Origin of the sequence: Halopseudomonas maritima, assembly GCF_021545785.1 — a bacterium.
In the GTDB taxonomy this organism is placed as follows: domain Bacteria; phylum Pseudomonadota; class Gammaproteobacteria; order Pseudomonadales; family Pseudomonadaceae; genus Halopseudomonas; species Halopseudomonas maritima.
On record NZ_CP079801.1, the window covers coordinates 2749615 to 2775006 of the forward strand.

Genomic DNA, 25392 nt, shown 5'->3' on the forward strand with positions numbered 1-25392 from the left:
GGCCACCGAGTGGTGGCCTGTTGAGATGCTGCCTGCGGCTGTGGAGTCACCAGCCGCTATGGTGCTTTAGAACCAGCTGTCCTGCATGTCGAAACAGGTCAGGTCGCGGTTTTCCAGCACGTTCAGGTCGTGGTGGCAGGACGGCACTTCCCAGCGCAGGAAGTAGCGGGCGGCCTGCAGTTTGCCCTGGTAGAACGCCTTGTCGGCCTCGTTGCCGGCAGCCAGACCCTGCTGCACCTTGATAGCCTGCTCCAGCCAGCGCCAGCCGATTACCATGTGGCCGAAGGCTTTCAGGTACAGCGCGGAGTTGGCGAGCGCCTGATTGACCTTGCCCTGACCCATGTCACCCAGCAGTGCCAGGGTGACGCTGCCGATGTGCGCGTGCAGTTTTTCCAGCGGCTCGCGCAGCTCGTTCAGCTCGCTGTACTCGGCAGCGTGTTTGCAGCAGCTTTGAATAATCCCCGACAGCTGCTTGAGCGCGGCGCCGCCATTCATGGTGACCTTGCGCGCCAGCAGGTCGAGCGACTGGATGCCGTTGGTGCCCTCGTGGATCGGGTTCAGGCGGTTGTCGCGGTAGAACTGCTCAACCGGGTACTCACGGGTGTAGCCGTGGCCGCCGAGGATCTGGATTGCCAGCTCGTTGGCTTTCAGGCAGTAGTCTGACGGCCAGGCCTTGACGATCGGTGTCAGCAGATCAAGCAGCTGCAGCGCGTTCTTGCGCTCGTCTTCGGTGTCCAGTGTCTCGGTGTCGTCGAACAGGCGAGAGGCGTACAGCCCCAGGTCAAACGCGCCTTCAACGTAGGCTTTCTGCGCCAGCAGCATGCGCTTGACGTCGGCGTGCTCGATGATCGAGACCTGCCCGGTGGTCGGGTCCTTGCCATCGGGCAGGCGGCCCTGCGGACGCTCGCGGGCGTAGTTCAGCGAGTACAGGTAGCCGGCGTAGCCGAGCATCACCGCGCCCATGCCAACACCGATGCGCGCTTCGTTCATCATCTGGAACATGTAGGACAGCCCATGGTGCGGCTTGCCGACCAGATAGCCGACGCAGTTGTCCTGGTCGCCGAAGTTCAGCGCGGTAGAGGTGGTGCCGCGCCAGCCCATCTTGTGGAACAGGCCGGCCAGGGTCACGTCGTTGCGCTCGCCGAGGGAGCCGTCGTCGTTGACCAGGAACTTGGGCACGATGAACAGCGAGATGCCTTTGACCCCGGGCGGTGCGTCGGGCAGCTTGGCCAGCACCATGTGCACGATGTTCTCCGACAGCGGATGGTCGCCCGCGGAGATGAAAATTTTGTTGCCCTTGAGACGGTAGCTGCCGTCAGCGGCCGGTTCGGCCTTGGTGCGAATGTCGGACAGCGAGGAGCCCGCATGCGGCTCGGTCAGCGCCATGGTGCCGAAGAAGCGGCCGTCGATCATCGGTTGCAGATAGCGCTCTTTCTGCTCCTCGGTGCCGAAGCTCTCGATCAGGTTGGCGGCGCCCATGGTCAGCATGGCGTAGGACGAGGTGGCGGCGTTGGCCGACTGGAAGTGTGCAAAGCAGGCTTGCGACAGCAGGTTTGGCATCTGCATGCCGCCCTGCTCGAAGGTGCGGGTGGCGTTCAGAAAGCCGGCTTCAAGGAAGGCGTCGACCGCCGGCTTGACCTCCGGGATCAGCTCCGCAGCGCCGTTGACGTACTGGGGCTCGTGCTCATCGTTCTTGCGGTTGTGCGGTGCGAACAGCTTTTCCGCAATGGTGCGAGCGGTGCCGATGGCCGCGTCGAAGGTCTCGCGGTTGTGATCGGCAAAACGTGGGCGTTGGGTGAGCGCTTCGGCGTCCAGCACCTCGTACAGTTCAAACGCCAGGTTACGTTGGTCAATCAGCAGTTCGGACATGTAGGTCACCTCAGAATTGGTCGCGGGGCAGTGTATTGGCTCGCTCGGTGCCAGGGAATCGCCATTGATTGGCTTGATGCCATGCGATCAGAACAGTCGAAGCGCCGGCTCATCCAGCGCCGCGCGCTGCTCACGCAGGGTCAGTATCTGATCGGCCCAGTAGCGCTCCTGGGCAAACCAGGGGAAGTGCATCGGAAAGGCAGGGTCATCCCAGCGACGCGCCAGCCAGGCGCTGTAATGCACCAGACGCAGGCTGCGCAGCGGCTCGATCAGCGCCAGTTCGGCCGGGTTGAAGTCGTGAAACTCGTTGTAACCGTCGACCAGTTCGGCCAGTTGCGCCTGGCGCTGATTGCGTTCACCCGAGAGCATCATCCACAGATCCTGCACTGCCGGACCCATGCGGCAGTCGTCCAGATCGACCATATACAGACTGTCATCGCGCCACAGCAGGTTACCCACGTGCAGGTCGCCGTGCAGGCGGATCTGTTTGGCCGGGTGGGCGTCGAGTCGCTGTTTGACGACCTGCAGCAGGTCTTCGGCGACCGAGAAGTAGGCCGGCTGCAGGCTGGCAGGTACCACCTCGCTGGCGCGCAGAAAATCCAGGCTATCGCGGCCAAAGCTCTGCCAATCGAGGGTTGGGCGGTGGGCAAACGGGTGCATGGCGCCGACGGCGTGTAATCGGCCGAGCAGGCGCCCCAGCATCAGCAGGTGGTCGGGATCGTCCAGCTCCGGCGCGTGCCCGCCAAAGCGGCGGAACAGGCTGAAGCGAAAGCCGGCGTGCTCGAATAGCGTTTTGCCGTCGATCTGCTGGGGGGCAATCACCGGAATATCGCGTTCGGCCAGCTCCAGGCTGAAGGTGTGCTCCTCGATGATCGACTCATCGCTCCAGCGCCCGGGGCGGTAGAACTTGGCGATCAAGGGCTGAGCGTCTTCGATGCCAACCTGAAAGACCCGATTCTCGTAGCTATTGAGCGTCAGAATGCGAGCGTCTGACAGATAGCCCAGCGACTCTACGGCGTCCAGCACAGTGTCGGGGGTGAGGGCGGCAAAGGGATGGCTGGACATGGTGCGGCTCGCGTTGGCTATTGAGCCGACAAGGGTAGCAGGAGCGGGGCGCCCGGCGTAGCGCCGATCAGGGTGTGCGTGCCACACACCAGACCTGTACCGAGGCCGCGCCCGCGGCCAGCAGGGTACGGCTGGCCTCGTTCAGGGTGGCGCCGGTGGTCATCACGTCATCAATCAGCGCCAGATGCTGGCCTTCGAGCTGCTCGGGTCTGGGGCAAGCGAATGCGCCGCGCAGGTTGCGCCGTCGTGCTGCCGCATCCAGCCCTTCCTGGGCGGCAGTGTGACGTAGGCGCTGCAACAGGTCGGCGCGGCAGGGCAGCTGCAGCGCGCTGGCAAGATCGCGCGCCAGTTCAAAGGCTTGGTTGTAGCCGCGCTGCGCCTGCCGCCGCGGGTGCATGGGAACCGGCAACAGCAAATCAGGTATCAGCGCCTGTGGCTCTGCCAGCTGCTGTTGCAGGTGCTCTGCCAGCAATTGCGCCAGCAGACGCCCGTAACGGTTGTGGCTGTGGTATTTGAACGCGGGAATCAGTGCATCCAGGGGGAAGCGGTAGAGCAAGGGTGTCACGGCGCGGCAGAAGGCTGGCGGACTGTTCAGGCAACGCCCGCACTGGCTGCTGCTGTGCGGTAGCGGCAGGGCGCAACGCTCGCAGCAGCCCTGTTGCCACGGCAGATCGGTCAGACAGGCGTGGCAGATGCCGTCATGCTGCGCCTCGGTAGTTGACAGGCACAGCAGGCAAGGTTGCGATAGGTTGTTTTTTATCCATTTGTAAACTTGCGTGTTTTTCAATGGTTGACAGCCTCCGTGCTGCCGTTATGATTCCCTGCAGAGTTGAGGTCCGTTGACGTTTCGTTCACCCGCCTGCCGGAGGCTATTTTTCAGCCAAGCGGGTGAACGAAACGTCAACAGACCCTAGGACCGCCACGCGGTTTTCAGACAGATAACAGGGACAATACCCATGATCGTTTCCGTGACCCGCCACGATTGGACCCCGGCCGAGGTGCTGGCGCTGTTCAAACTGCCGTTCAACGACCTGCTGTTTCAGGCCCAGAGCGTGCATCGCCAGTACTTCGACCCTAACCGTGTGCAGGTCTCGACCCTGCTGTCCATCAAGACCGGTGCCTGCCCGGAGGACTGCAAGTACTGTCCGCAATCGGGTCATTACAACACCGGCCTGGACAAAGAAAAACTGATGGAAGTCGAAAAGGTGCTCAAGGCCGCAGCTGACGCCAAAGCCATCGGCTCCACTCGTTTTTGCATGGGGGCCGCCTGGAAGCATCCCTCCGCCAAGGACATGCCCTATGTGCTGAAGATGGTCGAGGGCGTCAAGGCGCTTGGCCTGGAAACCTGCATGACCCTGGGCAAGTTGACCCAGGAGCAGACGGAGGCGCTGGCGCACGCTGGTCTGGATTACTACAACCACAACCTGGATACCTCGCCCGAGTTCTACGGCAACATCATTACCACCCGCACCTACAGCGAGCGTCTGCAGACGCTGGCCTACGTGCGCGACGCCGGTATGAAAATCTGCTCCGGTGGCATCCTCGGTATGGGTGAGTCCGTTGAGGACCGCGCCGGCCTGCTGATTCAGCTGGCTAACCTGCCTGAGCACCCGGAAAGCGTGCCGATCAACATGCTGGTGAAAGTCGAAGGTACGCCGCTGGCAAACGAGGACGATGTCGACCCCTTCGACTTTATCCGCATGCTGGCGGTGGCGCGCATCATGATGCCGCAATCCCATGTGCGCCTGTCCGCTGGCCGCGAGCAGATGAATGAGCAGATGCAGGCCCTGGCCTTCCTGGCCGGCGCCAACTCGATCTTCTACGGCGAGAAACTGCTGACCACTGGCAACCCGCAGGCGGACAAGGACATGCGCCTGTTCGCCCGCCTCGGCATCCAACCCGAAGCCCGCGAAGAACACGCCGATGAAGTGCACCAGGCGGCTATCGAACAGGCGCTGATTGAGCAGCGCGACAACCAGTTGTTTGTGAACGCAGCGGTTTAAAGATAGGGCGGCTGGAGGCTGGAGGCTGGAGGCTGGAGGCTGGAAGGTCTGGTTGGGTGTGGGGGCTGACTGCTCTCTATGCCCTGGAGCGCTGCTGAGGTGGTGCACACTCTGACTCAAGCTTCAAGCTTCCAGCTTCCAGCTTCCAGCCTTTAGCCTCCAGCCTCCAGCGGCTTTATAGATCAGATCATGTCCTTCAATCTTTCCTCCCGTCTGGCCGAGCGCCGTGCTGCGCATCTGTACCGTCAGCGTCCATTGCTGCAAACGCCGCAGGGCACCGAGGTGCTGGTGGATGGTGAGCGGTTGCTGAGCTTTTGCAGCAATGACTACCTTGGCCTGGCCAACGACCCGCGCGTCAACGCCGCCTTTGTCGAGGGTGTACAGCGCTGGGGCACTGGCGGTGGTGCGTCGCACCTGGTTACCGGTCACAGCGGCGCTCACCATGCGCTGGAAGAAGCGTTGGCCGAGTTCACTGGCCGGCCTCGGACCCTGCTGCTGTCCAGCGGCTACATGGCCAACATGGGTGCGGTGACCGCGCTGGTGGGGCAGGGCGATACGGTCCTGCAGGACCGGCTCAATCACGCGTCGCTGCTCGATGCTGGGCTGCTTTGCGGTGCGCGCTTCTCGCGCTATCTGCACAAGGATGCGGCCAGCCTGCGTAGTCGATTGGGTAAAGCGCAGGGTAATACGCTGGTCGTGACTGACGGTGTGTTCAGCATGGATGGCGACCTGGCGGATCTACCGGCTGTATGCGCCGAGGCGGCCGGAGCAGGGGCCTGGGTGATGGTGGATGACGCCCACGGTTTTGGCTGCCTGGGCGAGCAGGGAGGCGGCATCGTTGAGCACTATGGCCTGTCCATGGAGCAGGTGCCGGTGCTGGTGGGGACTCTCGGCAAGGCCTTTGGCACGGCAGGGGCCTTTGTCGCCGGCAGCGACGAGCTGATCGAAACCCTGATCCAGTTTGCCCGTCCCTACATCTATACCACCAGCCAGCCGCCTGCCGTTGCCCATGCCACGCTCACCAGCCTGCGTCTGCTGCGTGAAGAGCGCTGGCGCCGGGAGCACCTGGCTGCACTGGTACGCCGCTTTCGCACAGGCGTCGATGCGCTGGGGCTGGAGCTGATGGACAGCCCAACGCCGATCCAGCCGATTGTGGTCGGCAGCAGTGAGCGTGCCCTGGCACTCTCGGCTGCGCTGCGTCAACGCGGCATACTGGTCACCGCGATTCGCCCGCCCACGGTACCCAAGGGGACCGCGCGCTTGCGGGTGACGCTGAGCGCCATCCATACCGAACAACAGGTTGACCGTTTGCTTGAGGCACTGGGGCAGGCGCAACAGGAGCTGATTCATGAGTAATTTCACCCTGCTGTCTGGCTGGGCGCTGGCGGCGAGCAATCTGCTGCCATTGCAGCAGGCCCTGCAGGAGCGCTTGCCCGCGCTGAACGTCAAGGTGGCAGAGCTGCCGCCAGATTTGCAGATGTCCACGCTGGAGCCGAACCTCAGTGCCCTGGCCGAGGCCTTGCCGGCGGGCTGGCTGGGTGGCTGGTCGTTGGGTGGTGTGCTGGCGGTGCAGCTGCAACGACGCTTTCCCGAGCGGTTTCCAGGCGTAGTGACCATCGCCAGCAACGCCTGTTTCTCAGCGCGGGAGGGCTGGCCGGAGGCGATGGCGCCGGACACCTTCAAGGGCTTTATCAGCGACGCCCGCGAACAGCCCGAGCGCGCACTCAAGCGCTTTGCTCTGCTGGTTACCCAGGGCGCCGAGCGAGCGCGTGAATTGAGCCGCCAGCTGGTCTGGAGTGATCTGGACCCGCTACAGCTGCTTAATCATCTTGCGTTGCTCGGCGTGCTGGACAACCGCGTTGCCTTGCAACGCTGCCAGCAGCCGGTGCTGCACTGCCTGGCCGGGGCCGATGCGCTGGTGCCTGCTGGCGCTGCGCAGGCGCTGGCGCAGCTTAACGAGCAGGGCGAGGTGCGTGTGTTGCCGCAGGCCAGTCACGCGCTGCCGCTGGAGGGGCCGATCTGGCTGGCCGGTGAGATCGGCGACTGGCTGGAGCGGCAATGAGCGCAGCGGCCATCGACAAGCGTGCGGTTGCAGCGTCCTTCAGCCGTGCCGCCAGCACCTATGATCAGGTGGCTGAGCTGCAGCGACAGGTGGGTAGCAATCTGTTGGCGCGCCTTCCCGGCAGTCTGCAGCCGCGCGAACTGGTCGATCTTGGTTGCGGGACGGGCTACTTCACCCGCGCATTGAGTAAACGCTTTGGTCGGGCGGTGCTAGGGCTGGATATTGCCGAAGGCATGCTGCGCTATGCGCGCGCCCAGGGGCCGGAGCACGCGGCCTGGATTGCGGCTGACGCAGAGGCGCTGCCACTGCGTGGTGACTCCCAACACCTGCTGTTTTCCAGTCTGGCGTTGCAGTGGTGCCCCGATCTTGGGCGCGCCCTGAGCGACGCCAGGCGAGTGCTGGTGCCTGGCGGTGTAATGGCCTTTAACACGCTGGTCGAGGGTACGCTTGGCGAGCTGCGTGATGCCTGGGAGCAGGTGGACGGCTATGTGCACGTCAACCGCTTTATGCCCCTGGCTCAGCTCCAGAGCCTGTTGTCGGAGGCCGGATTTGCGCGTTGGCACTGTGAGGTAGAGACCCATGTGCTGCACTACCCGCAGCTCAGTGCCCTGACCCATGAGCTCAAGGCGCTTGGCGCCCATAACCTCAACGCCGGACGGCCTGGCGGCTTGACCGGGCGCGCTCGGCTGAGAGCGCTGACCGCAGCCTATGAAACCCACCGCCAGAGCGCTGGCTTGCCAGCGACCTACCAGGTTGCCCAGATTATTCTGCACAAGTAGGACATTCCTCATGAGCAAGCACTACTTTGTTACCGGCACTGATACCGAAATTGGCAAAACCACCATCGCTGCTGGCCTGCTGCACGCCGCCCGTCTGCGTGGCCTGACAACCGCAGGCGTCAAACCGGTTGCTGCCGGATGCGAGCGCACGCCCGAGGGGCTGCGCAATGAGGATGCGCTGGCCCTGCAGGCTGAATGCAACCCGCCGCTGGCCTACGAGCTGATTAACCCGGTAACGCTCGAGGCCGCCATCGCACCGCATATTGCCGCGCGTGAAGCAAATGTGCCGCTCAGCGCGCAGGCACTGGCCGGCGCCTGTCGTCAGGTGTTTGACGGGCGGGCAGATCTGACATTGGTCGAGGGCGCTGGCGGTTGGTGTGTACCGCTCAATGATGAAGAGCTGCTTAGCGATGTGGCGATTGCGCTCAAGCTCCCCGTGGTGCTGGTTGTCGGCATGCGCCTGGGCTGCATAAATCATGCACTGCTCAGCTGCCGGGCTATCGCCGCGGACGGGCTGCACCTGGCTGGCTGGGTCGCCAATCATGTGGATGCGGACATGAGCCGCCAAGCTGAAAACCTGGCGACGCTAAAAGCCTTGATCAAAGCGCCTTGTTTGGGAGTGGTGCCGCGCCTGGAAAGCGCTGATGCAGCCGCAGTGGCGGCCCATTTGCAGGTGACGCCGCTGGTCTGACGCGACCGGCGGTGTTGGGGCAAAGGGCCATTTGTGCTTGAATGGCGGAACATCTGTTTTAAGAGGTGGTGTGATGCCTACCCTTGATCTCATTTCGTCCGGCCTGACCTCGGTACGCCAAGGCCAGAACCGTATCAACGCTGCAGCCTCTGATATCGCCAGCGCCGGGTTGCCTGCCGATCCGGCAGCCACTGCCGGGCAACCGGCTCAGCCGGCTACCGGTCAGGCGGCAGCGTCCACTGCAGTGGAAACCAACCGCCCGGTGAATCTGGTTGATAGCCTGGTTGAGCTGCAGCAAGGTCGTCAGCAAGCCGAGGTCGGCGCGTCGGTAATCGACACTGCCGATGAGGTGCTGGGCACCCTGCTGGACGTCACCGCCTGAGCCAGCCTCAGGCCGTTTCCCATGCTCAGCGTCGGCAGTAGTCTATCCTCCGTCTACCAACCCTCGGCGCTGACCACCTTCACCACGCGTAGCATCTCGGTCAACGAAACCCTCCCTGCAAGCGAGTCTGCCACGCGCTTCCCTCCTGTCGACGAATCAGACGCTACCGCCGCGCCCGGCACTGATGGCGAGCAGGCGGCGGTTGCCGCTGAGCAGAGCAAGCGCGAGCAGTTAAGCAAGGCAGAAGCCGAGCTGGCGCTGGCCGAACAGCAGGAAATGTCCGAGTTGGCTGCTCGCGATCGTGAAGTACGTGCGCACGAGCAGGCGCATGTAGCGGTTGGTGGACAATACGCCGGCACAGCCAGCTACAGCTATGAGCGCGGCCCGGACGGGCGCCAATATGCGGTCGCCGGAGAGGTGCCGATTTCTACATCGCCGGTGTCGGGCGATCCGCAGGCGACTATCGATAAGATGGAACAGGTGCGCCGCGCCGCGCTGGCGCCGGCCGAGCCCTCCTCGGCAGACCGTGCGATTGCCGCCCAAGCTGCGCAATTGATTGCCCAGGCGCGGGCCGAACTGGCCACCGCCGAGGCGGATGACAGCGTAGCTACAGCGGCGCCATCGCAGGCCTCCGAAACGCAAGAACAGAGCGAGGCCGAGGCGACTGGCGAGCCCGCTGCCACGCCGGTTGCCGACCTGGCACTGTATCGCTCCATCGCCGCCGAGCCGGGCGGTCCGTCACTCCAAGCCTCTGCCTGAGCGCTAGGGAAGCGCTGATCAATTCCACACGCCCTCTGCGAGTGCTCAAGCGTGTAGATGCAAGACGCGGTGTGCAGCCAATAGTGGTTCTATTGGCAAGCAGCGCAACGCAGCAGATGCATGCTTGAGCGCCCGCCCTTCGGGGCGTTCGGGCTGGGCCGCACTCTGCGTTGTGATTTCTCGACAGGTCTCGACATGCCTTCGAAACCACGCCTTGATTGCGGCCCAGCCTGAACACCAGAGGGCATGCGGAATTAATCAGTGCTTCCATGGCTGCTACCCTCAATTTCAATGATGACATGGCATTCATGCTGGGGTTGACAACGCCTTGGCGTAAACGTATGTTTCAAACGTCTGTTTGAATTGGCTGCGGCGCAGCCACCAAAACGCAGCCTCGGCTGCCCGTGCATACTGATACAACACTTGAGGTCCAGTACCATGCCCGATTACAAGGCTCCCCTGCGTGACATTCGCTTCGTCCGCGATGAACTTCTGGGTTATGAAGAACACTATCAGAGCCTGCCCGGCTGCGAAGAAGCCACGCCGGATATGGTCAACGCCATTCTGGAAGAAGGCGCCAAATTCTGTGAGCAGGTGATTGCTCCGCTGAATCGCGTGGGTGACACCGAAGGCTGCACCTGGAGCCCGGAAGGCGTTAAAACGCCGGCTGGCTTCAAGGAAGCCTACCAGCAGTACGTTGAAGGCGGCTGGCCGAGCCTGGCGCATGACGTCAACCACGGCGGTCAGGGCCTGCCCGAGTCGCTGGGTCTGGCGATCAGCGAAATGGTCGGTCAGGCCAACTGGTCCTGGGGCATGTACCCCGGCCTGTCCCACGGCGCCATGAACACCCTGGACGCCCACGGCACTGACGAGCAGAAACACACCTACCTGACCAAGCTGGTTTCCGGTCAGTGGACCGGCACCATGTGCCTGACCGAGCCCCATTGCGGTACCGATCTGGGCATGCTGCGTACCAAGGCAGAGCCACAGGCTGACGGCAGTTACAAGATTTCCGGCACCAAGATTTTCATCTCCTCCGGTGAGCACGACATGGCCGAGAACATCGTCCACATCGTTCTGGCCCGTCTGCCCGACGCACCGGCCGGCACCAAGGGTATCTCCCTGTTCATCGTGCCCAAGTTCCTGCCGGACACCAACGGTGACGTGGGCGAGCGCAACGGTGTTGCCTGTGGCTCGCTGGAGCACAAGATGGGTATCCACGGTAACGCGACTTGCGTGATGAACTTTGACGCTGCCACCGGCTACCTGATCGGCCCGGCGAACAAGGGTCTGAACTGCATGTTCACCTTTATGAACACTGCACGTCTGGGTACTGCGCTGCAGGGTCTGGCACACGCTGAAGTTGGCTTCCAGGGTGGTATCACTTACGCCCGCGAGCGTCTGCAGATGCGCGCCCTGACTGGCCCGAAAGCGCCGGAAAAGGCAGCTGACCCGATCATCGTGCACCCGGACGTACGTCGCATGCTGCTGACCATGAAGGCCTTCGCTGAAGGTAACCGCGCGATGGTTTACTTCACCGCCAAGCAGGTGGATATCGTCAAGAACAGCCAGGACGCCGAGCAGAAGAAGCAAGCTGATGCCATGCTGGCGTTCCTGACGCCGATTGCCAAAGCGTTCATGACTGAAGTTGGTTTTGAAGCAGCCAACCACGGCGTACAGATCTACGGCGGCCACGGCTTTATCGCTGAATGGGGCATGGAGCAGAACGTTCGTGATGCTCGTATCTCCATGCTGTACGAAGGCACCACCGGCATTCAGGCGCTGGACCTGCTGGGTCGCAAGATTCTGATGACCCAGGGTGAGGCGCTCAAGGGCTTCACCAAGATCGTGCACAAGTTCTGCCAGGCCAACGAAGGTAACGAGGCCATTGGCGAGTTTGTTGCTCCGCTGGCCGCGCTGAACAAGGAATGGGGCGATCTGACCATGAAGGTCGGCATGGCTGCCATGAAAGACCGTGAAATGGTTGGTGCCGCGTCTGTGGATTACCTGATGTACAGCGGCTACGCCTGCCTGGCCTACTTCTGGGCTGACATGGCCCGTGTTGCAGCGGAGAAACTGGCTGCCGGCACCAGCGAAGAAGGCTTCTACAAGGCCAAGCTGCAGACTGCGCGCTTCTACTTCCAGCGCATCCTGCCGCGCACCCGTGCCCACGTCGACTCCATGCTCTCCGGTGCCGACAACCTGATGGACATGGATGTAGAGAACTTCGCACTGGGTTACTGATCCAGCACTGCGTTGTTCTAATTGAAAAAGCCGCCCCGGTGACGGGGCGGCTTTTTTGTGTCTGCTCGCTCGCCTTTGTGGTGGTGTGTGCCAAGGTAGAAAAGGGGCTTACTCCACCTACAGGGGAGGGCCGCGCTGCAGGGTGGTCATCGCGCAGCGTTGGCCACCGGAACCTGATGTGTGTTGTACACGTCGAGGCTCAATAAAAGGACGCGTTGTTCAGGCGTCGCGCGCCAGGCGCAGTCCGCTGAATTGCCACTGTGCAGCCGGGGGAAAGAAGTTGCGGTACGAGGGTCTGCTATGGCCCGCCGGTGTAGCACAGGAGCTGCCGCGCAGCACCATCTGGTTGATCATGAATTTGCCGTTGTATTCGCCCACGGCGCCCGCGGCCGGCTGGTAACCGGGGTAGGGCAAATAGGCGCTGTTGGTCCATTGCCAAACCTCGCCGAACAGCCCTGGCAGCGCCGGCTCGGTTCGCGCTGCATGTTCCCATTCGGCCTCGGTTGGCAGTCGTGCGCCGGCCCAGCGGGCATAGGCGTCGGCTTCATACAGGCTGACGTGGGACACCGGCGCATCGAGCCTCAGTGCTTGCAGGCCCGCCAGGGTGAAGGCCTGCCAGCCGTGGTCCGGTCCGCGTTGCCAGTACAGGGGCGCTTGCGACTGGTGCTGGCATACCCAGTCCCAGCCGTCGGACAACCACAGCTCGGGGCGCTGATAGCCGCCGTCTTCGATAAAGTCCACAAAGTCGCGGTTGCTGACATTGCGCTCGCCAAGCAGGAAGGGATCCAGCCACACCTTGTGGCAAGGGCCTTCATTGTCATAGCTGAAGTGCTGGTCGGATGCGCCGATCATGCATAGACCGCCCTGGAACTTCCGATAGGCACCGGGCTGACTGGCGTCGGCGGCAGATGTGTGTTCAGGAGCGTCGGCGCACCAGGCCGGACGTAGCGGGTTACAGAAAAAGTGGTGTTTCAGGTCGGTCAGCATCAGCTCCTGGTGCTGCTGTTCGTGCTGCAAACCAAGGGTCACCAGTGCGGCGAGAGAGGTGCTTGGCTGGCAGTCCGCCAGCGTGCGGTGCATGTGTTGATCCACCTGCCTGCGGTAGTACAACACTTCATCGAGAGTGGGCCGTGACAGCAGGCCGCGCTCGGCTCGCAAGTGTCGCTCGCCAATACCCACGTAATAGGAGTTGAACAATACCTTGTAGCTGGGATCAATTACGCCGGGCGGGTCGGGCAAGGAGGCGAGCACAAAGGTCTCGAAGAACCAGGTGGTATGCGCCAAGTGCCACTTAAGCGGACTGGCGTCGGGCATGGACTGTAGCTGGCAGTCTTCGGCGCTGAGCCCGCGAACCAGCTCCAGCGAATGCGCACGAATCCGGGCGTAGTCCAGCTGCAGGTGGTTGGCGGCTCCCTGGCCGGCTGGACGGTTCATACCGGCTCCGCCAGAAAGACCCCGAACCAGTCTTGCGGGTCGGTCCAGTACTGGTTGCAACGCAGGCCGCTGGCGGCGAGGAGGGCGCGAAACTCATCCAGACTGTATTTGTGGGAGTACTCCGTCACTATGTGTTCACCGGCGCCAAAGTAGCGGCGGGTGTGGCGAGCCAGACGAACGCTATGACGCTCGCGAGCTACCAGTCGCATCTCGATGCGCCTATGGGCTTCATCGAAATGGGCCTGATGGCGAAACAGCTCGGGCTGGAATTCCGCACCAAGCTCTCGATTGACCACGTTGAGCACGTTCAGGTTAAACGCCGCGGTGACACCGCTGGCGTCGTCGTAGGCGGCCTCCAGAATGGCGCGTGGCTTGAGCAGGTCGGCACCAATCAGCAGCCGTCCGCGTTCTCCGCAATGGGTGCTTATGCGTTTGAGAAAGTGCATGGCCTGGCGGGGCTCGAAGTTGCCAATTGAGGAGCCGGGGTAGAAGAACACCGGCGCCTCCTCGGGCCGTTCGGCCAGCAGATCATGTAGCTCAAGGTGTTGGGTGAAGTCGCAGACCAAACCGATGCACTCAAGGTTTGGATTGGCCCGGGCGACAGCCGCCATTGAGTTGTGTAGAAACTCCCCTGCGATGTCGACGCCAATTACGCGCGCCGGGCGCACGGCGCCCAACCACTGCAGCGTCTTGCTGCAATCGCCGCAGCCCAGGTCGACCCATTGCGGGTTGTTTGGCAGCTGAGCGGCGATGGCCTCACGGTAGTCCGTGAAGATCTGCGCCTCGGTACGGGTGGGGTAGTACTCGTCGAGGCGGCAGATGTCGGTGAACAGCGTGCAGCCCCGGTCATCGTAGAGGTACTTTGGATCGATGTGGGCAGTTGGCTGCAGCAGCCCCTGCAGAAGTTGCTGATGTTGGTCCTGGGCTGGCAGGCGCGGGGTTGTCTCGAGTCTAGGCAGATCAAAGGCAAGGCTCACAAAGCATCCTCCTCTGCAGGTTAAAGTTAAAACCTAGCAGCGGGTTGCGCGATGCGCCAAGATGATCCCGGTAGATGTCCCGGGACTGTGATCCCGTGCCGAGCTGGCTCAGAGCCCCTTGGCGTCGTCAGCCAGCACGCGGATAGCCTTGAACAGCTTGCGCGCAGCCGCTGGCGGCTTGTTTTGCTCGGCCTCGCGGTTGGCCTGGCGCACCAGCTGGCGCAGGTGCTGGCGATCGGCGTTGGGGTAGGCGAGCATAAACAGTTCCAGCTCATCGGCGCGACCTGTCAGCAGGCGATCACGCCAGCGCTCAATCTGATGAAAGTGCTGGTTGTGCGCCTGACTGCCGCTGTCGAGCAGGTCTACGTACTGCTGAATGCGCTCTACGTCCTGGTCGCGCATCAGTTTGCCGACAAAGCTCATGTGGCGCTTGAGGGCGCCTCGGGCTGTGTGGCGATGGGCTTCGGCCAGCGCCAGGCGCAGCTTGTCGGTCAGCTCCAGCTTGGCCAGCTGGTCGGGCTTGAGTGCGATCAGACGCTTGCCCAGATCCTGCAGGGCGTCCATTTCCCGCTTGATCTGGGTTTTGCTTTTGCCCTCTTCTTCGGGCTCCAGCGCGTCGTCTTCGTGAAATTCGGTCATGGTGTTCCTGTCGGCGGTGCCGTACAGCAGTGTTTCGGGCCGCACATGATACTCCTTTGTGGTGCGGCGAGACCAATGCGTGGTGGTATCCGCTGGCAACCTCGCTACAATGGCCGTCTGCTTTGGAGGTGACATGAGCGCGAATACAACCAGCGTAGCCGAAAGTCCGCAGGCGCTGCGCGAGATGCTGGAACAGCGGGTGGCCTTTATCGTCGAGCAGGCTCGGCGCCAGGGGGCGACGGCCAGCGAAGTCGGCGTCAGCCAAAATACGGGCCTGTCGGTGAGTGTGCGCAACCGCGAGGTCGAGACGGTCGAGTTCAACCGTGATCAAGGGTTTGCGATCACCCTCTACGCTGGTCAGCGCAAGGGTAGTGTCAGCACCTCCGATACCTCTGACGAGGCCATCATCAAGGCGGTAGAGACGGCGCTGGTGATTGCCCGCCACGCCAGTGAGGACCCGTGCGCCGGGTTGGCAGACGCCGAGCTGATGGCGACCGATTTGCCCGATCTTGATCTGTTCCACCCTTGGCAGTTGAGCGCTGAAGACGCTATTGAGCGAGCACTGTTGTTGGAGGCTGCGGCGCTGGATGTTGACCCGCGGCTGGTCAGTGACAGCGCCCAGATCAGTACTCAGCAGGGCTGCCGCGTGTACGGCAACAGCCATGGTTTTATTGGCAGCGCCTTGAGCAGCCGGCATAGCAGCGCTGCGGTACTGATTGCTTCCTCCGAGCAGGGAATGCAGCGTGATTACTGGTACGCCGTGGACCGCGTGCCCGAGCGCTTGGCCAGTGAAGAGTCGGTTGGCCGCAAGGCGGCGCAGCGCACGCTGGCGCGCTTGCAGCCGCGCTCGGTGAAAACGGCCAAGGTGCCGGTGCTGTTCGCCGCTGATCAGGCGGCGGGCCTGGTTGGCCATCTGTTTGGTGCCATCTCTGGTGGCGCCGTTTACCGCGAGTCCACCTTCCTGCTGGATGCGATGGGGCAGCCGGTTTTCCCCGAGTGGATGCGCATGCACGAGACGCCCTATCTGCGTCAGGGCTTGGGTAGCTCAGCCTTTGACGGCGATGGACTGCAGACCCGCGAGCAGGCGTTTATCGACCAAGGCCGGTTGAGCAGTTGGCTGCTCAGCACCTACTCAGGCCGCAAGCTGGGCTTGCCCAGCACCGCTAACGCCGGTGGTGTGCATAACCTGCAGGTCAGCAGCAATGCGGGCGATCTGAATGCGCTGCTCAAGGAAATGGGCACCGGCCTGCTGGTAACCGAGCTGATGGGGCAGGGCGTCAATGGCGTGACCGGGGACTACTCGCGGGGCGCCGGTGGCTTTTGGGTTGAGAACGGTGAAATCCAGTACCCGGTCAGCGAAGTCACTATCGCCGGCAACCTGCGCGACATGTACAGCAACCTGCGCTGTGTCGGTTCCGACGTTGAGCGTCGTGGTAACTATCTGACGGGGAGTTGGTTGGTGGATGGGATGACAGTAGGGGGCAGCTAGCGGCGAAAGCCGCTAGGGCTGGAGGCTTGAAGCTGGAAGCTTGAAGCAGTCCGAGTTGCCGCGGGTATTGGTGTTTAGTTTTGGGGCTGAAAGCTGCAGGCTTGAAGCGGTCTGAGTCGCTGCGAGTATTGGTTCTTCGTTTATGTTCCGTTGACATGTTTTGCCTCGGACTCACCCTGTCCAGCCTCCAGCCTCCAGCCTCCAGCCTCCAGCCTCCAGCCTCCAGCCTGTTTTACTCCCCTTCCCCAAAGTAGTCGTTGATCAGCTCCAGCAGGGCGGCCATGGCGTCGTCGGCCTGGTCGCCTTCGCAACTGATGCACACTTCGGTACCTTTGCTGGCGGCGAGCATCATGACTTGCATGATGCTTTTGCCGTCGACCTGGTTCTCTTCATCCAGGCCGATGCCCACCTTGCAGCCGTATTGATTGGCGACGCCGACAAACTTGGCGGCGGCGCGGGCGTGCAGGCCCAGCTTGTTGATGATGAGAACGCGGGTGTTGGACATCAGGGCAGGTCGCGATGGCGGATGAGCAGGTTGGGTGTGGTGCGACCGAGTGCTTCGACCAAGCGCTCGGCAATGTAGACGGAGCGGTGGTGGCCGCCGGTGCAGCCGATGGCAATGGTCATGTAGCTGCGCTCGCTGGCGGCATAGCGCGGCAGCCATTTTCGCAGGTAGTACACGATGTCCTGAAACATCTCTTCAACCTCAGGCTGCGCTGCCAGGTAGTCGCAGACTGGCTGATCGCGGCCGGAATAAGCGCGCAGATCGGGTATCCAGTAGGGGTTGGGCAGGCAGCGCACGTCGAACATCAGGTCGGCATCGGTGGGTACGCCCCGTTTAAAGCCGAAGGACTGAATCAGTACCGAGGGCTGGCTGCCGTGGCTGCCAAGCAGTCGCTGCTTGAGCTGATCGCGTAGCTGATAGAGGTTCAGGTGGCTGGTGTCGACCTTGAGGGTTGCGAGGTCGATGATCGGCTCAAGAATCTTCAGTTCCTGGGCCAGGGCCTCGCCGAGTGACAGCTGGTCATCGGTCAGCGGGTGCTTGCGACGCGTCTCGGAGAAGCGTTTGATCAATACCTCGTCGCGCGCCGCCAGAAACAGGATGTCGCACTGCACGCCGGCTTCGCGTACTTCCTTTAGCAAGGCCGGAAAACGGGCGAGGTCGTTGGGCAGGTTGCGGGCATCAATGCTGATAGCGACTTCAGGCAGGGTGAAGTCGTTCATGCTGGCTTGGCGAGCTAGCTCGGGCAGCAAGCCGGCAGGGAGATTGTCGATGCAGTAAAAGCCGTTATCTTCCAGCAGGTGCAGGGCGGTACTTTTGCCCGAGCCGGAGCGGCCGCTGACGACAATCAAGCGCATGGTCAGCCTCCGTCGCTGTCGTTGACCATGACGTTGAACAGTGCCTCGGCGTCGGGTGCGGCGCGCAGGGCGTCGCGCAGCTCTGCCTTGTCGAGCTTGCCGGCCAGCATCTTGAGGATCTGCAGGTGCTGTTCAGTCGCTTCCTGAGGCACCAGTAGCACGAAGATCAGGTCTACCGGCTGGCCATCAAGGGCGTCAAAATCAATTTTGCCGTCTAGCTGCAGCAGTGCGCCAATGGCCTGGTGGCAGTCTTCAATACGGCAATGGGGAATCGCGATGCCGTTGCCGAAGCCGGTGGAGCCGAGCTTCTCGCGGGCGATCAGGTTTTCGTAGATAGCGTCTGGATCCAGGTTTGTGTGCTGGGCAACCAGTTTGCCGATCAGCTCCAGCACACGTTTTTTGGACCCGCCCTGAACGCCGGAGAAGGTGCGTTCAGGGGTCAGGATGTGGTCAATTTGCATGTTGGCGCGGAGTTATCGGACGTTGGCGCCTTGCTGGCGGTCTATGTGCTTTTCCTTGTGCTTGATCAGTTGGCGATCAAGCTTGTCGGTCAGCATGTCGATGGCTGCATACATATCGGTGTGCTCGGCCAGAGCAACCACCTCGCCACCGGCGATGTGCAGGGTGGCTTCGGCCTTCTGCCGCAGCTTCTCGACCTCAAGGGTGACTTGTACGTTGGTGATTTTGTCGAAATGCCGCTCCAGACGGGCCATTTTCTCAGTGACGTAATCGCGCAGTGCGTCAGTGATGTCGAGTTGGTGACCGCTAATGTTCAGTTGCATACGGCGTCTCCTGATTGGCTTGTTGTTGCAGGGTGATCGTCCGCCACCCGGTGGTGCCACTGCATGATCCCTGAACTGGATCCTTGCCCTGACCAATGACGGTCAGTGGGCGCTAGACCAGTCTCTTGCGTTCGCTCGATGGCGCGATATTGAGCGACTCGCGATACTTTGCGATGGTCCGGCGGGCAACTTCGATGCCCTGCTCCTCCAGTAAACCAGCGATCTTGCTATCGCTCAATGGTTTCTTTGGGTTTTCTGCTGCCACCAGCTTCTTGATCAGTGCGCGGATCGCGGTGGATGAGAATTCACCCCCTTCGCTGGTCCCGACGTGACTGGAAAAGAAGTACTTGAGCTCAAAAATACCCCGCGGGGTATGCATGTACTTTTGCGTGGTTACCCGCGAGATGGTCGACTCGTGCATGCCCACCGCTTCGGCGATGTCGTGCAGTACCAGCGGCTTCATGGCTTCTTCGCCATGCTCAAGAAAGCCCCGTTGATGTTCGACGATTTGGGTGGCCACCTTCATCAGTGTTTCGTTGCGGCTTTGCAGGCTCTTGATGAACCAGCGGGCCTCCTGCAGGTTGTTGCGCAGGTAGGTGTTGTCTTCGCTGGAGTCGGCGCGGCGGACCATGGAGGCGTAGTGCCCATTGACCCGTACCTTGGGTACGGCGTCCTGATTCAGCTCGACCACCCAGCGGTGGCTATCGCGGCGCACGATGACGTCGGGAATCACGTATTCGGCTTCGCCTGAGGCGATTTCCGAGCCGGGGCGCGGGTTCAGTGTCTGGATCAGGCCGATGGCGTCGCGCAACTGGTCTTCCTTCAGCTTGCTGCGGCGCATCAACTGTGTGAAGTCGCGGTTGCCGAGCAGCTCCAGGTGGTCGCGGACGACGCGGGTGGCCTGTTCCAGCATGGGGGTGTCGTCCGGCAACTGGCGAATCTGCAGCAGCAGGCATTCGCGCAGGTCACGGGCGCCTACGCCGACCGGTTCGAATTGCTGGATGCGGTGCAGCACCATCTCGACTTCGTCCAGCTCGGCTTCAAGCTCTGCGGGTAGCGAGGCGAGGATGTCTTCCAGCGATTCTTCGAGGTAGCCGTCGGCGTTGATGCCGTCGATCAGGGCGGTGGCAATCTGGTAGTCCGTCTCGGACATTGGCAGCAGGTTGAGCTGCCATTCGAGATGACTTTGCAGGGTTTCGCCGGTACCGGTGCGCGAGGTGTAGTCCCAGTCTTCGTCATCCTGGCTGGGCAGGGAGCTGGCGGAGGTCTGGTAAACGTCTTCCCATTGGGTGTCGACCGGCAGTTCACTGGGGATGGCTTCGTTCCAGTTGCCTTCCTGGTCGCCCTGGGTGTGCTGGTCGATGGAGTCCATGGAGACCGGTTCAGGCAGGGTGACCGCTGGCGCATCATCGTCGCCACCTTCCTGGCTGGCGTTGCTGCTGTAATCGTCGTCACCCTCGTCGGCCATCTCTAGCATGGGGTTGGCTTCCAGCGCCTCCTGCACCTCCTGCTGGAGGTCGAGACTGGACAGCTGAAGCAGTCTGATGGCCTGCTGCAGCTGAGGTGTCATGGTCAGCTGCTGCCCCATCTTGAGGACGAGCGAGGGTTTCATTGTGTTGCGAAATACCTTGTGCGCTAGTTCAAACCGTTGGTTTAGACATGCTGATGTCTATTTGCCGGTAGCATGCCTGAAATACGGGGGCTTTTATAGCCGGAAGGCATGGCCCAGGTATACATCTTTCACTGTCTGGTCTGCCAGTACTGTCTCGGCATCACCTTCGGCGATGATGTGGCCATCGTTGACGATGTAGGCCTTGTCACAAATATCCAGGGTCTCGCGTACGTTGTGGTCGGTGATCAGTACGCCGATGCCTTTGTTCTTGAGGTGCTGGATGATCTGCTTGATGTCGCCAACGGAGATTGGGTCTACGCCGGCAAAGGGCTCATCCAGCAGGATAAAACTGGGGTCGGTGGCCAGCGCACGGGCGATCTCCGCGCGGCGACGCTCACCGCCGGACAGGCTCATGCCGAGGCTGTCGCTCAGGTGATGAATGTGGAATTCACGCAGCAGCGACTCCAGCTTGCCTTCTCGAGCCTGACGGTTCAGGTCCTTGCGGGTTTCGAGGATGGCCATGATGTTTTCGGCCACCGTCAGCTTGCGAAAGATCGAGGCTTCCTGCGGCAGGTAGCCGATACCCTCGCGGGCGCGACCGTGCATGGGCAGACGGGTAACGTCTTTACCGTTGATGGTGACCGTGCCCTGGTCTGCCTTGACCAGTCCGACAATCATGTAGAAACAGGTGGTCTTGCCGGCGCCGTTGGGGCCGAGCAGGCCGACCACCTGGCCGCTGTCGATGGAGACCGATACATCGCGCACAACCTTGCGCGCCTTGTAAGCCTTGGCCAGGTGTTGGGCGTGCAGGGTGGTCATGGTGTGGCAGGCTCTTCGTTGCTGCTGTCGTTGCTGCGGCTGCGCGGCTGGATCACAATCTCGATACGTCCGCCGCCGCTCTGGCCGCCGCTGGCGCTTTCGCCGCCACGGCCCGCATCGACCACCTGGCGCGGAATGTCATAGCTGACGTAGTCGCCCTGAAAGGTGTTGCCTGACTGCTCCAGAAAGGCGTCCTGAATCAGGATGATGGTCTCGCGATCAGCGTGGTATTCGATCGTTTGCGCACGTGCCTTGACCGGTGGCTTTTCTGCCTCTGGGGTCTGCTGATAGGTCGCTGGACTGCCGTGGGTGACCATGGTGTTCAGCTCGCCGTTGGCATTGGTGCTGAGCGTCACGCGGCCACCGGTCAGGCGCATGCTGCCCTGGGTTATGATCACGTTACCGGTATAAACGGCGGTGTTGCGCTTGTCGTCCAGCGTGGCTGAATTAGCCTGGATGCGAATCGGCTGACTGCTGTCGCTCGGCAATGCCAGGGCGTGCGTGGCGCAGCCGGCCAGCAGGGTCAGGGCAAGGAGGGGGTTAACGCACCTCATATTGGCCTCTTACGGTGGACAGCAGCTGCAGGCGGCCGTCATTGAGAAATAATTGCATGCCTTCGGCAGTAGTGACACTGCGAGCGGCTTCGATTCTAACGCTTTGATCGGTTTCGGCGTAGTCGCGACGCGGAAACAGCGTCAGTGCCGAGGTGGTGAGCTGGCGCTGAGGCTGCCCCTCGGGTTGCTGCTGCAGCAGGACGTCGGTATCAAGATCCACGCGATCACCTTTTTCGGTGACCAGCCCGTTAGCGGCCTTGAGTAGCCAGGGCGTGGGGTTGTCACCGCGATAAAACAGCAGCTCGGGCTGCTGCAGACGGGTGCTGCCATCTTCAATCTGGTGTACGGCGTGCTCGGCAGTCAGTCGGTAGGCGACCTGGCCTTGCTCATCCAGCATCTGGATGCGCGCGTTGTCTATATAAAAGTCGGGGCGGGCGTTATCGCGCTCGACGTCCGCCGGGGTAAAGCTGGCTGGGCGGATGTTCCAGTAGCCCATGGCCAGGGCCAGCGCGGCGCTGGCGGCCAGTAGCAGGCCAAGGGTGAGGTAGCGCGGCAGCCCGAGATTCACAGGTAGGCTGCCTGTGCCTGCTCGAGGGTGCCCTGGGCGCGCATGATGAGTTCGCAGAACTCGCGCGCGGCACCGGCGCCGCCCATCGCGCGGGTAACGCCGTGGGCGTGCTCGCGGACAAAGGCGTCGGCACTGGCAACGGCCATGCCCAGGCCAACCCGGCGCATCACCGGCAGGTCCGGCAGGTCATCGCCCAAGTGGGCAATTTCGTGCATTTCGACCGGGATGATCTGGCGTAGCTCATTCAGTGCGGTCAGTTTGTCTTCACGCCCTTGGATCAAGTGCTTGATGCCCAGGTTGGCGGCGCGCCGCTCGACCAGGGGTGACTTGCGGCCGCTGATGATGGCGGTTTCCACGCCGGAGGCCATCAACATCTTGATGCCGTGACCATCCAGCGTGTTAAACGATTTGAACTCGGTGCCATCGGGCATGAAGTACAGGCGCCCGTCGGTGAGTACGCCGTCAACGTCGAAAATGGCCAGGCGGATAGCCTTGGCACGTTGGGTCAGGTTATCCATAGCAAGTCTCACACTACGCCTGCACGCAGCAGGTCATGCATGTTCAGGGCGCCCACCGGTCGGCCTTCACTGTCGACGACAAACAGGCCGTTGATGCGGGCGTCTTCCATTATCTTCAGTGCCTCGGCCGCGAGCATGCCGGCGCGGGCGGTCTTGCAGCCGCGGGTCATCAGGTCGCCGATGCGCACGCTTTGAAAGTCGATATTCTGATCCAGGGTGCGGCGCAGGTCACCGTCGGTGAAAATACCGATCAGGGCGCCGTGCTCATCGGCGATGCCGGTCAGGCCGAGACCCTTGCGGGTCATTTCCAGCAGGGCGTCTCGCAGCGGCACTTGCGGGCCGACCAGCGGCATGCTGTCTCCACCATGCATGATGTCATCGACCAGCAGCAGCAGGCGTCGGCCGAGACTGCCGCCGGGGTGTGAGAAGGCAAAGTCTTCGGCGCTGAAACCGCGTGCTTCGAGCAGGGCAATCGCCAGGGCGTCGCCCATGACCAGAGCTGTGGTGGTGCTGGAGGTCGGGGCCAGGTTGAGCGGGCAGGCTTCCTGCTCGACGCCGGTGTCCAGGTTGGCGACAGCGGCTTGCGCCAGGGTGGACTCGGCGTTGCCGGTCAGGCTGATCAATGGCGCCCCAAGGCGTTTGATCAGCGGCAGCAGGGTCACGACCTCGGCCGTGTTGCCGGAGTTGGACAGGGCAATCACCACGTCTTCGGCGGTAATCATGCCCATGTCGCCGTGGCTGGCTTCACCGGGGTGCACAAAAAACGCGGGTGTGCCGGTACTGGCCAGGGTCGCCGCCAGCTTGCGGCCAACGTGGCCGGATTTGCCCATGCCGGTGACCACCACGCGGCCACGGCAGGCCAGCAGGGTCGCGCAGGCAGTGCTGAAAGGCTCGGCCAGGCGCTGCAGTAGGGAGTCAACGGCGTCGCGCTCCATGCTGATGGTGCGGCGAGCGGAAGCGATGTAGTCAAATTCGGCCATGGGGTGCCTGTCGGTGATCACTGAGCCGGCAAGTATAGCGGTTTGTCCCTGCCAACTCATCCATCGACAACGGCTTGCGTATGTTTATCCCCGGTTCAGGGTAGTTGTCGATTCGTCGCTTGGGCTGCTCTCGGCGCTCTGCTATATTACGCGGCTTGATTTTGCCCTGGGATGGGGCGCGACCCTTAAAGGCTTTGGCACCCCATGAATGACGCATCGGATTACATTGTTGAATTGCAGAACATCACCTTTCGGCGTGGTAGCCGGGTGATTTTCGACAATGTTGATATCCGCATTCCGCGCGGCAAGGTGACCGGCATCATGGGCCCCTCCGGCTGCGGCAAGACCACGCTGCTGCGCCTGATTGGCGCGCAGCTGCGCCCGGACAGCGGTTCGATCTGGGTGAATGGCCAGAATATTCCCGAGTTGGGTCGCGAGCAGCTGTTCGTCGCCCGCCAGGACATGGGCATGCTGTTTCAGAGCGGCGCCCTGTTTACTGATTTGAATGTTTTCGAGAACGTCGCTTTCCCGCTGCGGGTGCATACCGACCTGCCCGAGGACATGATTCGTGACATTGTGTTACTGAAATTGCAGGCCGTTGGTCTGCGTGGTGCGCGTGACCTGATGCCCGACGAGCTGTCCGGTGGCATGAAGCGCCGGGTTGCATTGGCGCGGGCCATTGCCCTCGACCCGGCACTGATGATGTATGACGAGCCTTTCGTCGGCCAGGACCCGATCTCCATGGGGGTGCTGGTACGACTTATTCGGCTGCTCAACGATGCGCTTGGATTGAGCAGCATCGTGGTGTCCCATGATCTGGCCGAAACTGCCAGCATCGCCGATTACCTCTACGTGGTGGGTGATGGGCAGGTGCTGGGGCAGGGTACGCCGGATGAACTGATGAACTCCGAGAGTCCGCGCATTCGCCAGTTTATGCAGGGCGAGCCGGACGGTCCGGTGCCCTTCCATTTTCCCGCACAGGATTATGTGCAGGATTTGCTGCAGACGGAGAAAGACGCGTGAGCCTGCTCGACAGGGTGGTACTGCTCGGACGGGCAGGGCTGGATACGTTGGCCGCACTGGGGCGTTCTGGCCTGTTTTTGGTCAATGCGCTGTTTGGCCGGGCGCGCTTCGGCAGTGGCTGGGCGCTGTTGGTCAAGCAGCTGCACGCTGTCGGTGTGCTGTCGCTGGCGATTATCGTGGTGTCGGGGTTGTTTATCGGCATGGTGCTGGCGCTGCAGGGTTACAACATCCTGTCCGGCTACGGCTCGGAGCAGGCGGTTGGCCAGATGGTAGCCCTGACCTTGCTGCGTGAGTTGGGGCCGGTGGTCACTGCGCTCCTGTTCGCCGGCCGGGCCGGCTCGGCGCTGACCGCCGAGATTGGTCTGATGAAGGCCACCGAGCAGCTGTCGAGCATGGAAATGATCGGCGTTGACCCGCTCAAGTATGTGATTGCACCGCGCCTGTGGGCCGGTTTTATCTCCATGCCGCTACTGGCTATGGTGTTCTGCGTAGTGGGTATCTGGGGCGGCGCTCTGGTAGCGGTTGACTGGCTGGGTGTGTATTCCGGCTCCTACTGGTCAAACATGCAGAACTCGGTCGAGTTTGTTGATGACGTATTGAACGGCCTGATCAAGGCCGTGGTGTTTGCCTTTGTCGTGACCTGGATCGCCGTGTTTCAGGGCTACGATTGCGAGCCGACCTCCGAGGGCATCAGCCGGGCGACCACGCGCACCGTGGTTTATGCCTCGCTGGCCGTGCTGGGGCTGGACTTCATTTTGACTGCACTGATGTTTTGATTAGCCAA

Annotated in this window: 27 protein-coding genes; 11 read left to right on the forward strand and 16 right to left on the reverse strand. The window is 62.0% G+C overall.

Annotated elements, in window-relative coordinates:
* Positions 1-66: 66 nt before the first annotated feature.
* The 3 genes from HV822_RS12670 to HV822_RS12680 form a co-directional block, all read right to left on the reverse strand.
* Positions 67-1869, reverse strand: coding sequence for an acyl-CoA dehydrogenase (locus HV822_RS12670; RefSeq protein WP_238870515.1), 1803 nt, complete (start codon positions 1867-1869; stop codon positions 67-69).
* An 87-nt stretch (positions 1870-1956) separates the two neighbouring features.
* Positions 1957-2934, reverse strand: coding sequence for a serine/threonine protein kinase (locus HV822_RS12675; protein WP_238870516.1), 978 nt, complete (start codon positions 2932-2934; stop codon positions 1957-1959).
* Between the two features lie 67 nt (positions 2935-3001).
* Complete coding sequence (locus HV822_RS12680) at positions 3002-3721, reverse strand: ComF family protein (protein WP_238870518.1); 720 nt, start codon at positions 3719-3721, stop codon at positions 3002-3004.
* Positions 3722-3890: 169 nt separating this feature from the next.
* On the opposite strand from HV822_RS12680, the gene bioB reads away from it, so the two are divergent.
* The 8 genes from bioB to HV822_RS12720 all read left to right on the forward strand — a co-directional run bounded on the left by bioB (position 3891) and on the right by HV822_RS12720 (position 11854).
* Positions 3891-4937 carry a biotin synthase BioB gene (bioB, locus tag HV822_RS12685; RefSeq protein ID WP_238870520.1) on the forward strand — a complete coding sequence of 349 codons (1047 nt, stop codon included), beginning with the start codon at positions 3891-3893 and terminating at the stop codon, positions 4935-4937.
* A gap of 189 nt (positions 4938-5126) precedes the next feature.
* Positions 5127-6293, forward strand: a complete 1167-nt coding sequence (gene bioF / locus HV822_RS12690; protein WP_238870522.1) for an 8-amino-7-oxononanoate synthase — start codon at positions 5127-5129, stop codon at positions 6291-6293.
* Positions 6286-6999, forward strand: a complete 714-nt coding sequence (locus HV822_RS12695) for an alpha/beta fold hydrolase (protein ID WP_238870523.1) — start codon at positions 6286-6288, stop codon at positions 6997-6999. Before bioF ends, HV822_RS12695 begins: the two co-directional genes overlap by 8 nt.
* Positions 6996-7778: a malonyl-ACP O-methyltransferase BioC gene (bioC, locus tag HV822_RS12700; protein WP_238870525.1), complete on the forward strand. Its 783-nt coding sequence runs from the start codon at positions 6996-6998 to the stop codon at positions 7776-7778. The genes HV822_RS12695 and bioC overlap by 4 nt, the downstream gene beginning before the upstream one ends.
* A 10-nt stretch (positions 7779-7788) precedes the next feature.
* Positions 7789-8469, forward strand: coding sequence for a dethiobiotin synthase (bioD, locus tag HV822_RS12705; protein WP_238870526.1), 681 nt, complete (start codon positions 7789-7791; stop codon positions 8467-8469).
* A gap of 73 nt (positions 8470-8542) precedes the next feature.
* Complete coding sequence (locus tag HV822_RS12710) at positions 8543-8851, forward strand: hypothetical protein (RefSeq protein WP_238870529.1); 309 nt, start codon at positions 8543-8545, stop codon at positions 8849-8851.
* Between the two features lie 21 nt (positions 8852-8872).
* Complete coding sequence (locus HV822_RS12715; protein WP_238870531.1) at positions 8873-9610, forward strand: putative metalloprotease CJM1_0395 family protein; 738 nt, start codon at positions 8873-8875, stop codon at positions 9608-9610.
* 438 nt (positions 9611-10048) lie between these two features.
* Positions 10049-11854: a phenylacyl-CoA dehydrogenase gene (locus HV822_RS12720; RefSeq protein WP_238870533.1), complete on the forward strand. Its 1806-nt coding sequence runs from the start codon at positions 10049-10051 to the stop codon at positions 11852-11854.
* A gap of 219 nt (positions 11855-12073) precedes the next feature.
* On the opposite strand, the gene egtB is transcribed toward HV822_RS12720, so the two are convergent.
* From egtB to yjgA, 3 genes are all read right to left on the reverse strand, one after another.
* Positions 12074-13288, reverse strand: coding sequence for an ergothioneine biosynthesis protein EgtB (egtB, locus tag HV822_RS12725; RefSeq protein ID WP_238870534.1), 1215 nt, complete (start codon positions 13286-13288; stop codon positions 12074-12076).
* Positions 13285-14265, reverse strand: a complete 981-nt coding sequence (gene egtD, locus HV822_RS12730; protein ID WP_238870536.1) for an L-histidine N(alpha)-methyltransferase — start codon at positions 14263-14265, stop codon at positions 13285-13287. The genes egtB and egtD overlap by 4 nt, the downstream gene beginning before the upstream one ends.
* 108 nt (positions 14266-14373) lie before the next feature.
* Positions 14374-14904, reverse strand: a complete 531-nt coding sequence (gene yjgA, locus HV822_RS12735; protein ID WP_238873602.1) for a ribosome biogenesis factor YjgA — start codon at positions 14902-14904, stop codon at positions 14374-14376.
* Between the two features lie 133 nt (positions 14905-15037).
* Between yjgA and pmbA the strand changes: the two genes are divergently transcribed.
* Positions 15038-16393 carry a metalloprotease PmbA gene (gene pmbA / locus HV822_RS12740; RefSeq protein WP_238870538.1) on the forward strand — a complete coding sequence of 452 codons (1356 nt, stop codon included), beginning with the start codon at positions 15038-15040 and terminating at the stop codon, positions 16391-16393.
* A 232-nt stretch (positions 16394-16625) separates the two neighbouring features.
* Here the strand turns inward: pmbA and HV822_RS12745 are convergent, their stop codons facing one another.
* The 10 genes from HV822_RS12745 to HV822_RS12790 form a co-directional block, all read right to left on the reverse strand.
* The gene (locus HV822_RS12745; protein WP_238870540.1) at positions 16626-16898 is read right to left on the reverse strand and encodes an HPr family phosphocarrier protein; all 273 of its coding nucleotides are present in this window, start codon (positions 16896-16898) and stop codon (positions 16626-16628) included.
* Entirely contained in the window at positions 16898-17752 is an 855-nt protein-coding gene (gene rapZ, locus HV822_RS12750; RefSeq protein WP_238870541.1) for an RNase adapter RapZ, read from the reverse strand. Before rapZ ends, HV822_RS12745 begins: the two co-directional genes overlap by 1 nt.
* A gap of 2 nt (positions 17753-17754) precedes the next feature.
* Positions 17755-18213, reverse strand: coding sequence for a PTS IIA-like nitrogen regulatory protein PtsN (gene ptsN, locus HV822_RS12755; protein ID WP_238870542.1), 459 nt, complete (start codon positions 18211-18213; stop codon positions 17755-17757).
* Between the two features lie 12 nt (positions 18214-18225).
* Positions 18226-18534 (reverse strand): ribosome hibernation promoting factor, encoded by a 309-nt coding sequence (gene hpf / locus HV822_RS12760; protein WP_083728964.1) that lies wholly within the window; start codon positions 18532-18534, stop codon positions 18226-18228.
* A 112-nt stretch (positions 18535-18646) separates the two neighbouring features.
* Positions 18647-20146: an RNA polymerase factor sigma-54 gene (locus HV822_RS12765; RefSeq protein ID WP_238870544.1), complete on the reverse strand. Its 1500-nt coding sequence runs from the start codon at positions 20144-20146 to the stop codon at positions 18647-18649.
* Between the two features lie 93 nt (positions 20147-20239).
* Positions 20240-20965, reverse strand: coding sequence for an LPS export ABC transporter ATP-binding protein (gene lptB / locus HV822_RS12770; RefSeq protein ID WP_238870546.1), 726 nt, complete (start codon positions 20963-20965; stop codon positions 20240-20242).
* Positions 20962-21519 carry a lipopolysaccharide transport periplasmic protein LptA gene (gene lptA, locus HV822_RS12775; protein WP_238870548.1) on the reverse strand — a complete coding sequence of 186 codons (558 nt, stop codon included), beginning with the start codon at positions 21517-21519 and terminating at the stop codon, positions 20962-20964. The genes lptB and lptA overlap by 4 nt, the downstream gene beginning before the upstream one ends.
* Positions 21506-22087, reverse strand: a complete 582-nt coding sequence (gene lptC, locus HV822_RS12780; RefSeq protein ID WP_238870549.1) for an LPS export ABC transporter periplasmic protein LptC — start codon at positions 22085-22087, stop codon at positions 21506-21508. The genes lptA and lptC overlap by 14 nt, the downstream gene beginning before the upstream one ends.
* A complete protein-coding gene (locus HV822_RS12785) occupies positions 22084-22605 on the reverse strand; it encodes a KdsC family phosphatase (RefSeq protein WP_238870550.1) in 522 nt (173 codons plus the stop codon). Before HV822_RS12785 ends, lptC begins: the two co-directional genes overlap by 4 nt.
* An 8-nt stretch (positions 22606-22613) precedes the next feature.
* A complete protein-coding gene (locus HV822_RS12790; protein WP_238870552.1) occupies positions 22614-23585 on the reverse strand; it encodes a KpsF/GutQ family sugar-phosphate isomerase in 972 nt (323 codons plus the stop codon).
* Between the two features lie 204 nt (positions 23586-23789).
* On the opposite strand from HV822_RS12790, the gene HV822_RS12795 reads away from it, so the two are divergent.
* Positions 23790-24608, forward strand: coding sequence for an ATP-binding cassette domain-containing protein (locus HV822_RS12795; protein WP_238870553.1), 819 nt, complete (start codon positions 23790-23792; stop codon positions 24606-24608).
* Positions 24605-25384: a lipid asymmetry maintenance ABC transporter permease subunit MlaE gene (gene mlaE / locus HV822_RS12800; RefSeq protein ID WP_238870554.1), complete on the forward strand. Its 780-nt coding sequence runs from the start codon at positions 24605-24607 to the stop codon at positions 25382-25384. The genes HV822_RS12795 and mlaE overlap by 4 nt, the downstream gene beginning before the upstream one ends.
* The last annotated feature ends 8 nt before the right edge of the window (positions 25385-25392 follow it).

Excerpts from the sequence above, each read along its gene's own strand:
- HV822_RS12670 (WP_238870515.1), bottom strand. The coding sequence starts at position 1,869 with ATGTCCGAACTGCTGATTGACCAACGTAACCTGGCGTTTGAACTGTAC.
- HV822_RS12675 (WP_238870516.1), bottom strand. The coding sequence starts at position 2,934 with ATGTCCAGCCATCCCTTTGCCGCCCTCACCCCCGACACTGTGCTGGAC.
- bioB (WP_238870520.1), top strand. The coding sequence starts at position 3,891 with ATGATCGTTTCCGTGACCCGCCACGATTGGACCCCGGCCGAGGTGCTG.
- bioF (WP_238870522.1), top strand. The coding sequence starts at position 5,127 with ATGTCCTTCAATCTTTCCTCCCGTCTGGCCGAGCGCCGTGCTGCGCAT.
- HV822_RS12695 (WP_238870523.1), top strand. The coding sequence starts at position 6,286 with ATGAGTAATTTCACCCTGCTGTCTGGCTGGGCGCTGGCGGCGAGCAAT.
- bioC (WP_238870525.1), top strand. The coding sequence starts at position 6,996 with ATGAGCGCAGCGGCCATCGACAAGCGTGCGGTTGCAGCGTCCTTCAGC.
- bioD (WP_238870526.1), top strand. The coding sequence starts at position 7,789 with ATGAGCAAGCACTACTTTGTTACCGGCACTGATACCGAAATTGGCAAA.
- HV822_RS12710 (WP_238870529.1), top strand. The coding sequence starts at position 8,543 with ATGCCTACCCTTGATCTCATTTCGTCCGGCCTGACCTCGGTACGCCAA.
- HV822_RS12715 (WP_238870531.1), top strand. The coding sequence starts at position 8,873 with ATGCTCAGCGTCGGCAGTAGTCTATCCTCCGTCTACCAACCCTCGGCG.
- HV822_RS12720 (WP_238870533.1), top strand. The coding sequence starts at position 10,049 with ATGCCCGATTACAAGGCTCCCCTGCGTGACATTCGCTTCGTCCGCGAT.
- egtB (WP_238870534.1), bottom strand. The coding sequence starts at position 13,288 with ATGAACCGTCCAGCCGGCCAGGGAGCCGCCAACCACCTGCAGCTGGAC.
- yjgA (WP_238873602.1), bottom strand. The coding sequence starts at position 14,904 with ATGACCGAATTTCACGAAGACGACGCGCTGGAGCCCGAAGAAGAGGGC.
- pmbA (WP_238870538.1), top strand. The coding sequence starts at position 15,038 with ATGAGCGCGAATACAACCAGCGTAGCCGAAAGTCCGCAGGCGCTGCGC.
- HV822_RS12745 (WP_238870540.1), bottom strand. The coding sequence starts at position 16,898 with ATGTCCAACACCCGCGTTCTCATCATCAACAAGCTGGGCCTGCACGCC.
- rapZ (WP_238870541.1), bottom strand. The coding sequence starts at position 17,752 with ATGCGCTTGATTGTCGTCAGCGGCCGCTCCGGCTCGGGCAAAAGTACC.
- ptsN (WP_238870542.1), bottom strand. The coding sequence starts at position 18,213 with ATGCAAATTGACCACATCCTGACCCCTGAACGCACCTTCTCCGGCGTT.
- hpf (WP_083728964.1), bottom strand. The coding sequence starts at position 18,534 with ATGCAACTGAACATTAGCGGTCACCAACTCGACATCACTGACGCACTG.
- HV822_RS12765 (WP_238870544.1), bottom strand. The coding sequence starts at position 20,146 with ATGAAACCCTCGCTCGTCCTCAAGATGGGGCAGCAGCTGACCATGACA.
- lptB (WP_238870546.1), bottom strand. The coding sequence starts at position 20,965 with ATGACCACCCTGCACGCCCAACACCTGGCCAAGGCTTACAAGGCGCGC.
- lptA (WP_238870548.1), bottom strand. The coding sequence starts at position 21,519 with ATGAGGTGCGTTAACCCCCTCCTTGCCCTGACCCTGCTGGCCGGCTGC.
- HV822_RS12785 (WP_238870550.1), bottom strand. The coding sequence starts at position 22,605 with ATGGATAACCTGACCCAACGTGCCAAGGCTATCCGCCTGGCCATTTTC.
- HV822_RS12790 (WP_238870552.1), bottom strand. The coding sequence starts at position 23,585 with ATGGCCGAATTTGACTACATCGCTTCCGCTCGCCGCACCATCAGCATG.
- HV822_RS12795 (WP_238870553.1), top strand. The coding sequence starts at position 23,790 with ATGAATGACGCATCGGATTACATTGTTGAATTGCAGAACATCACCTTT.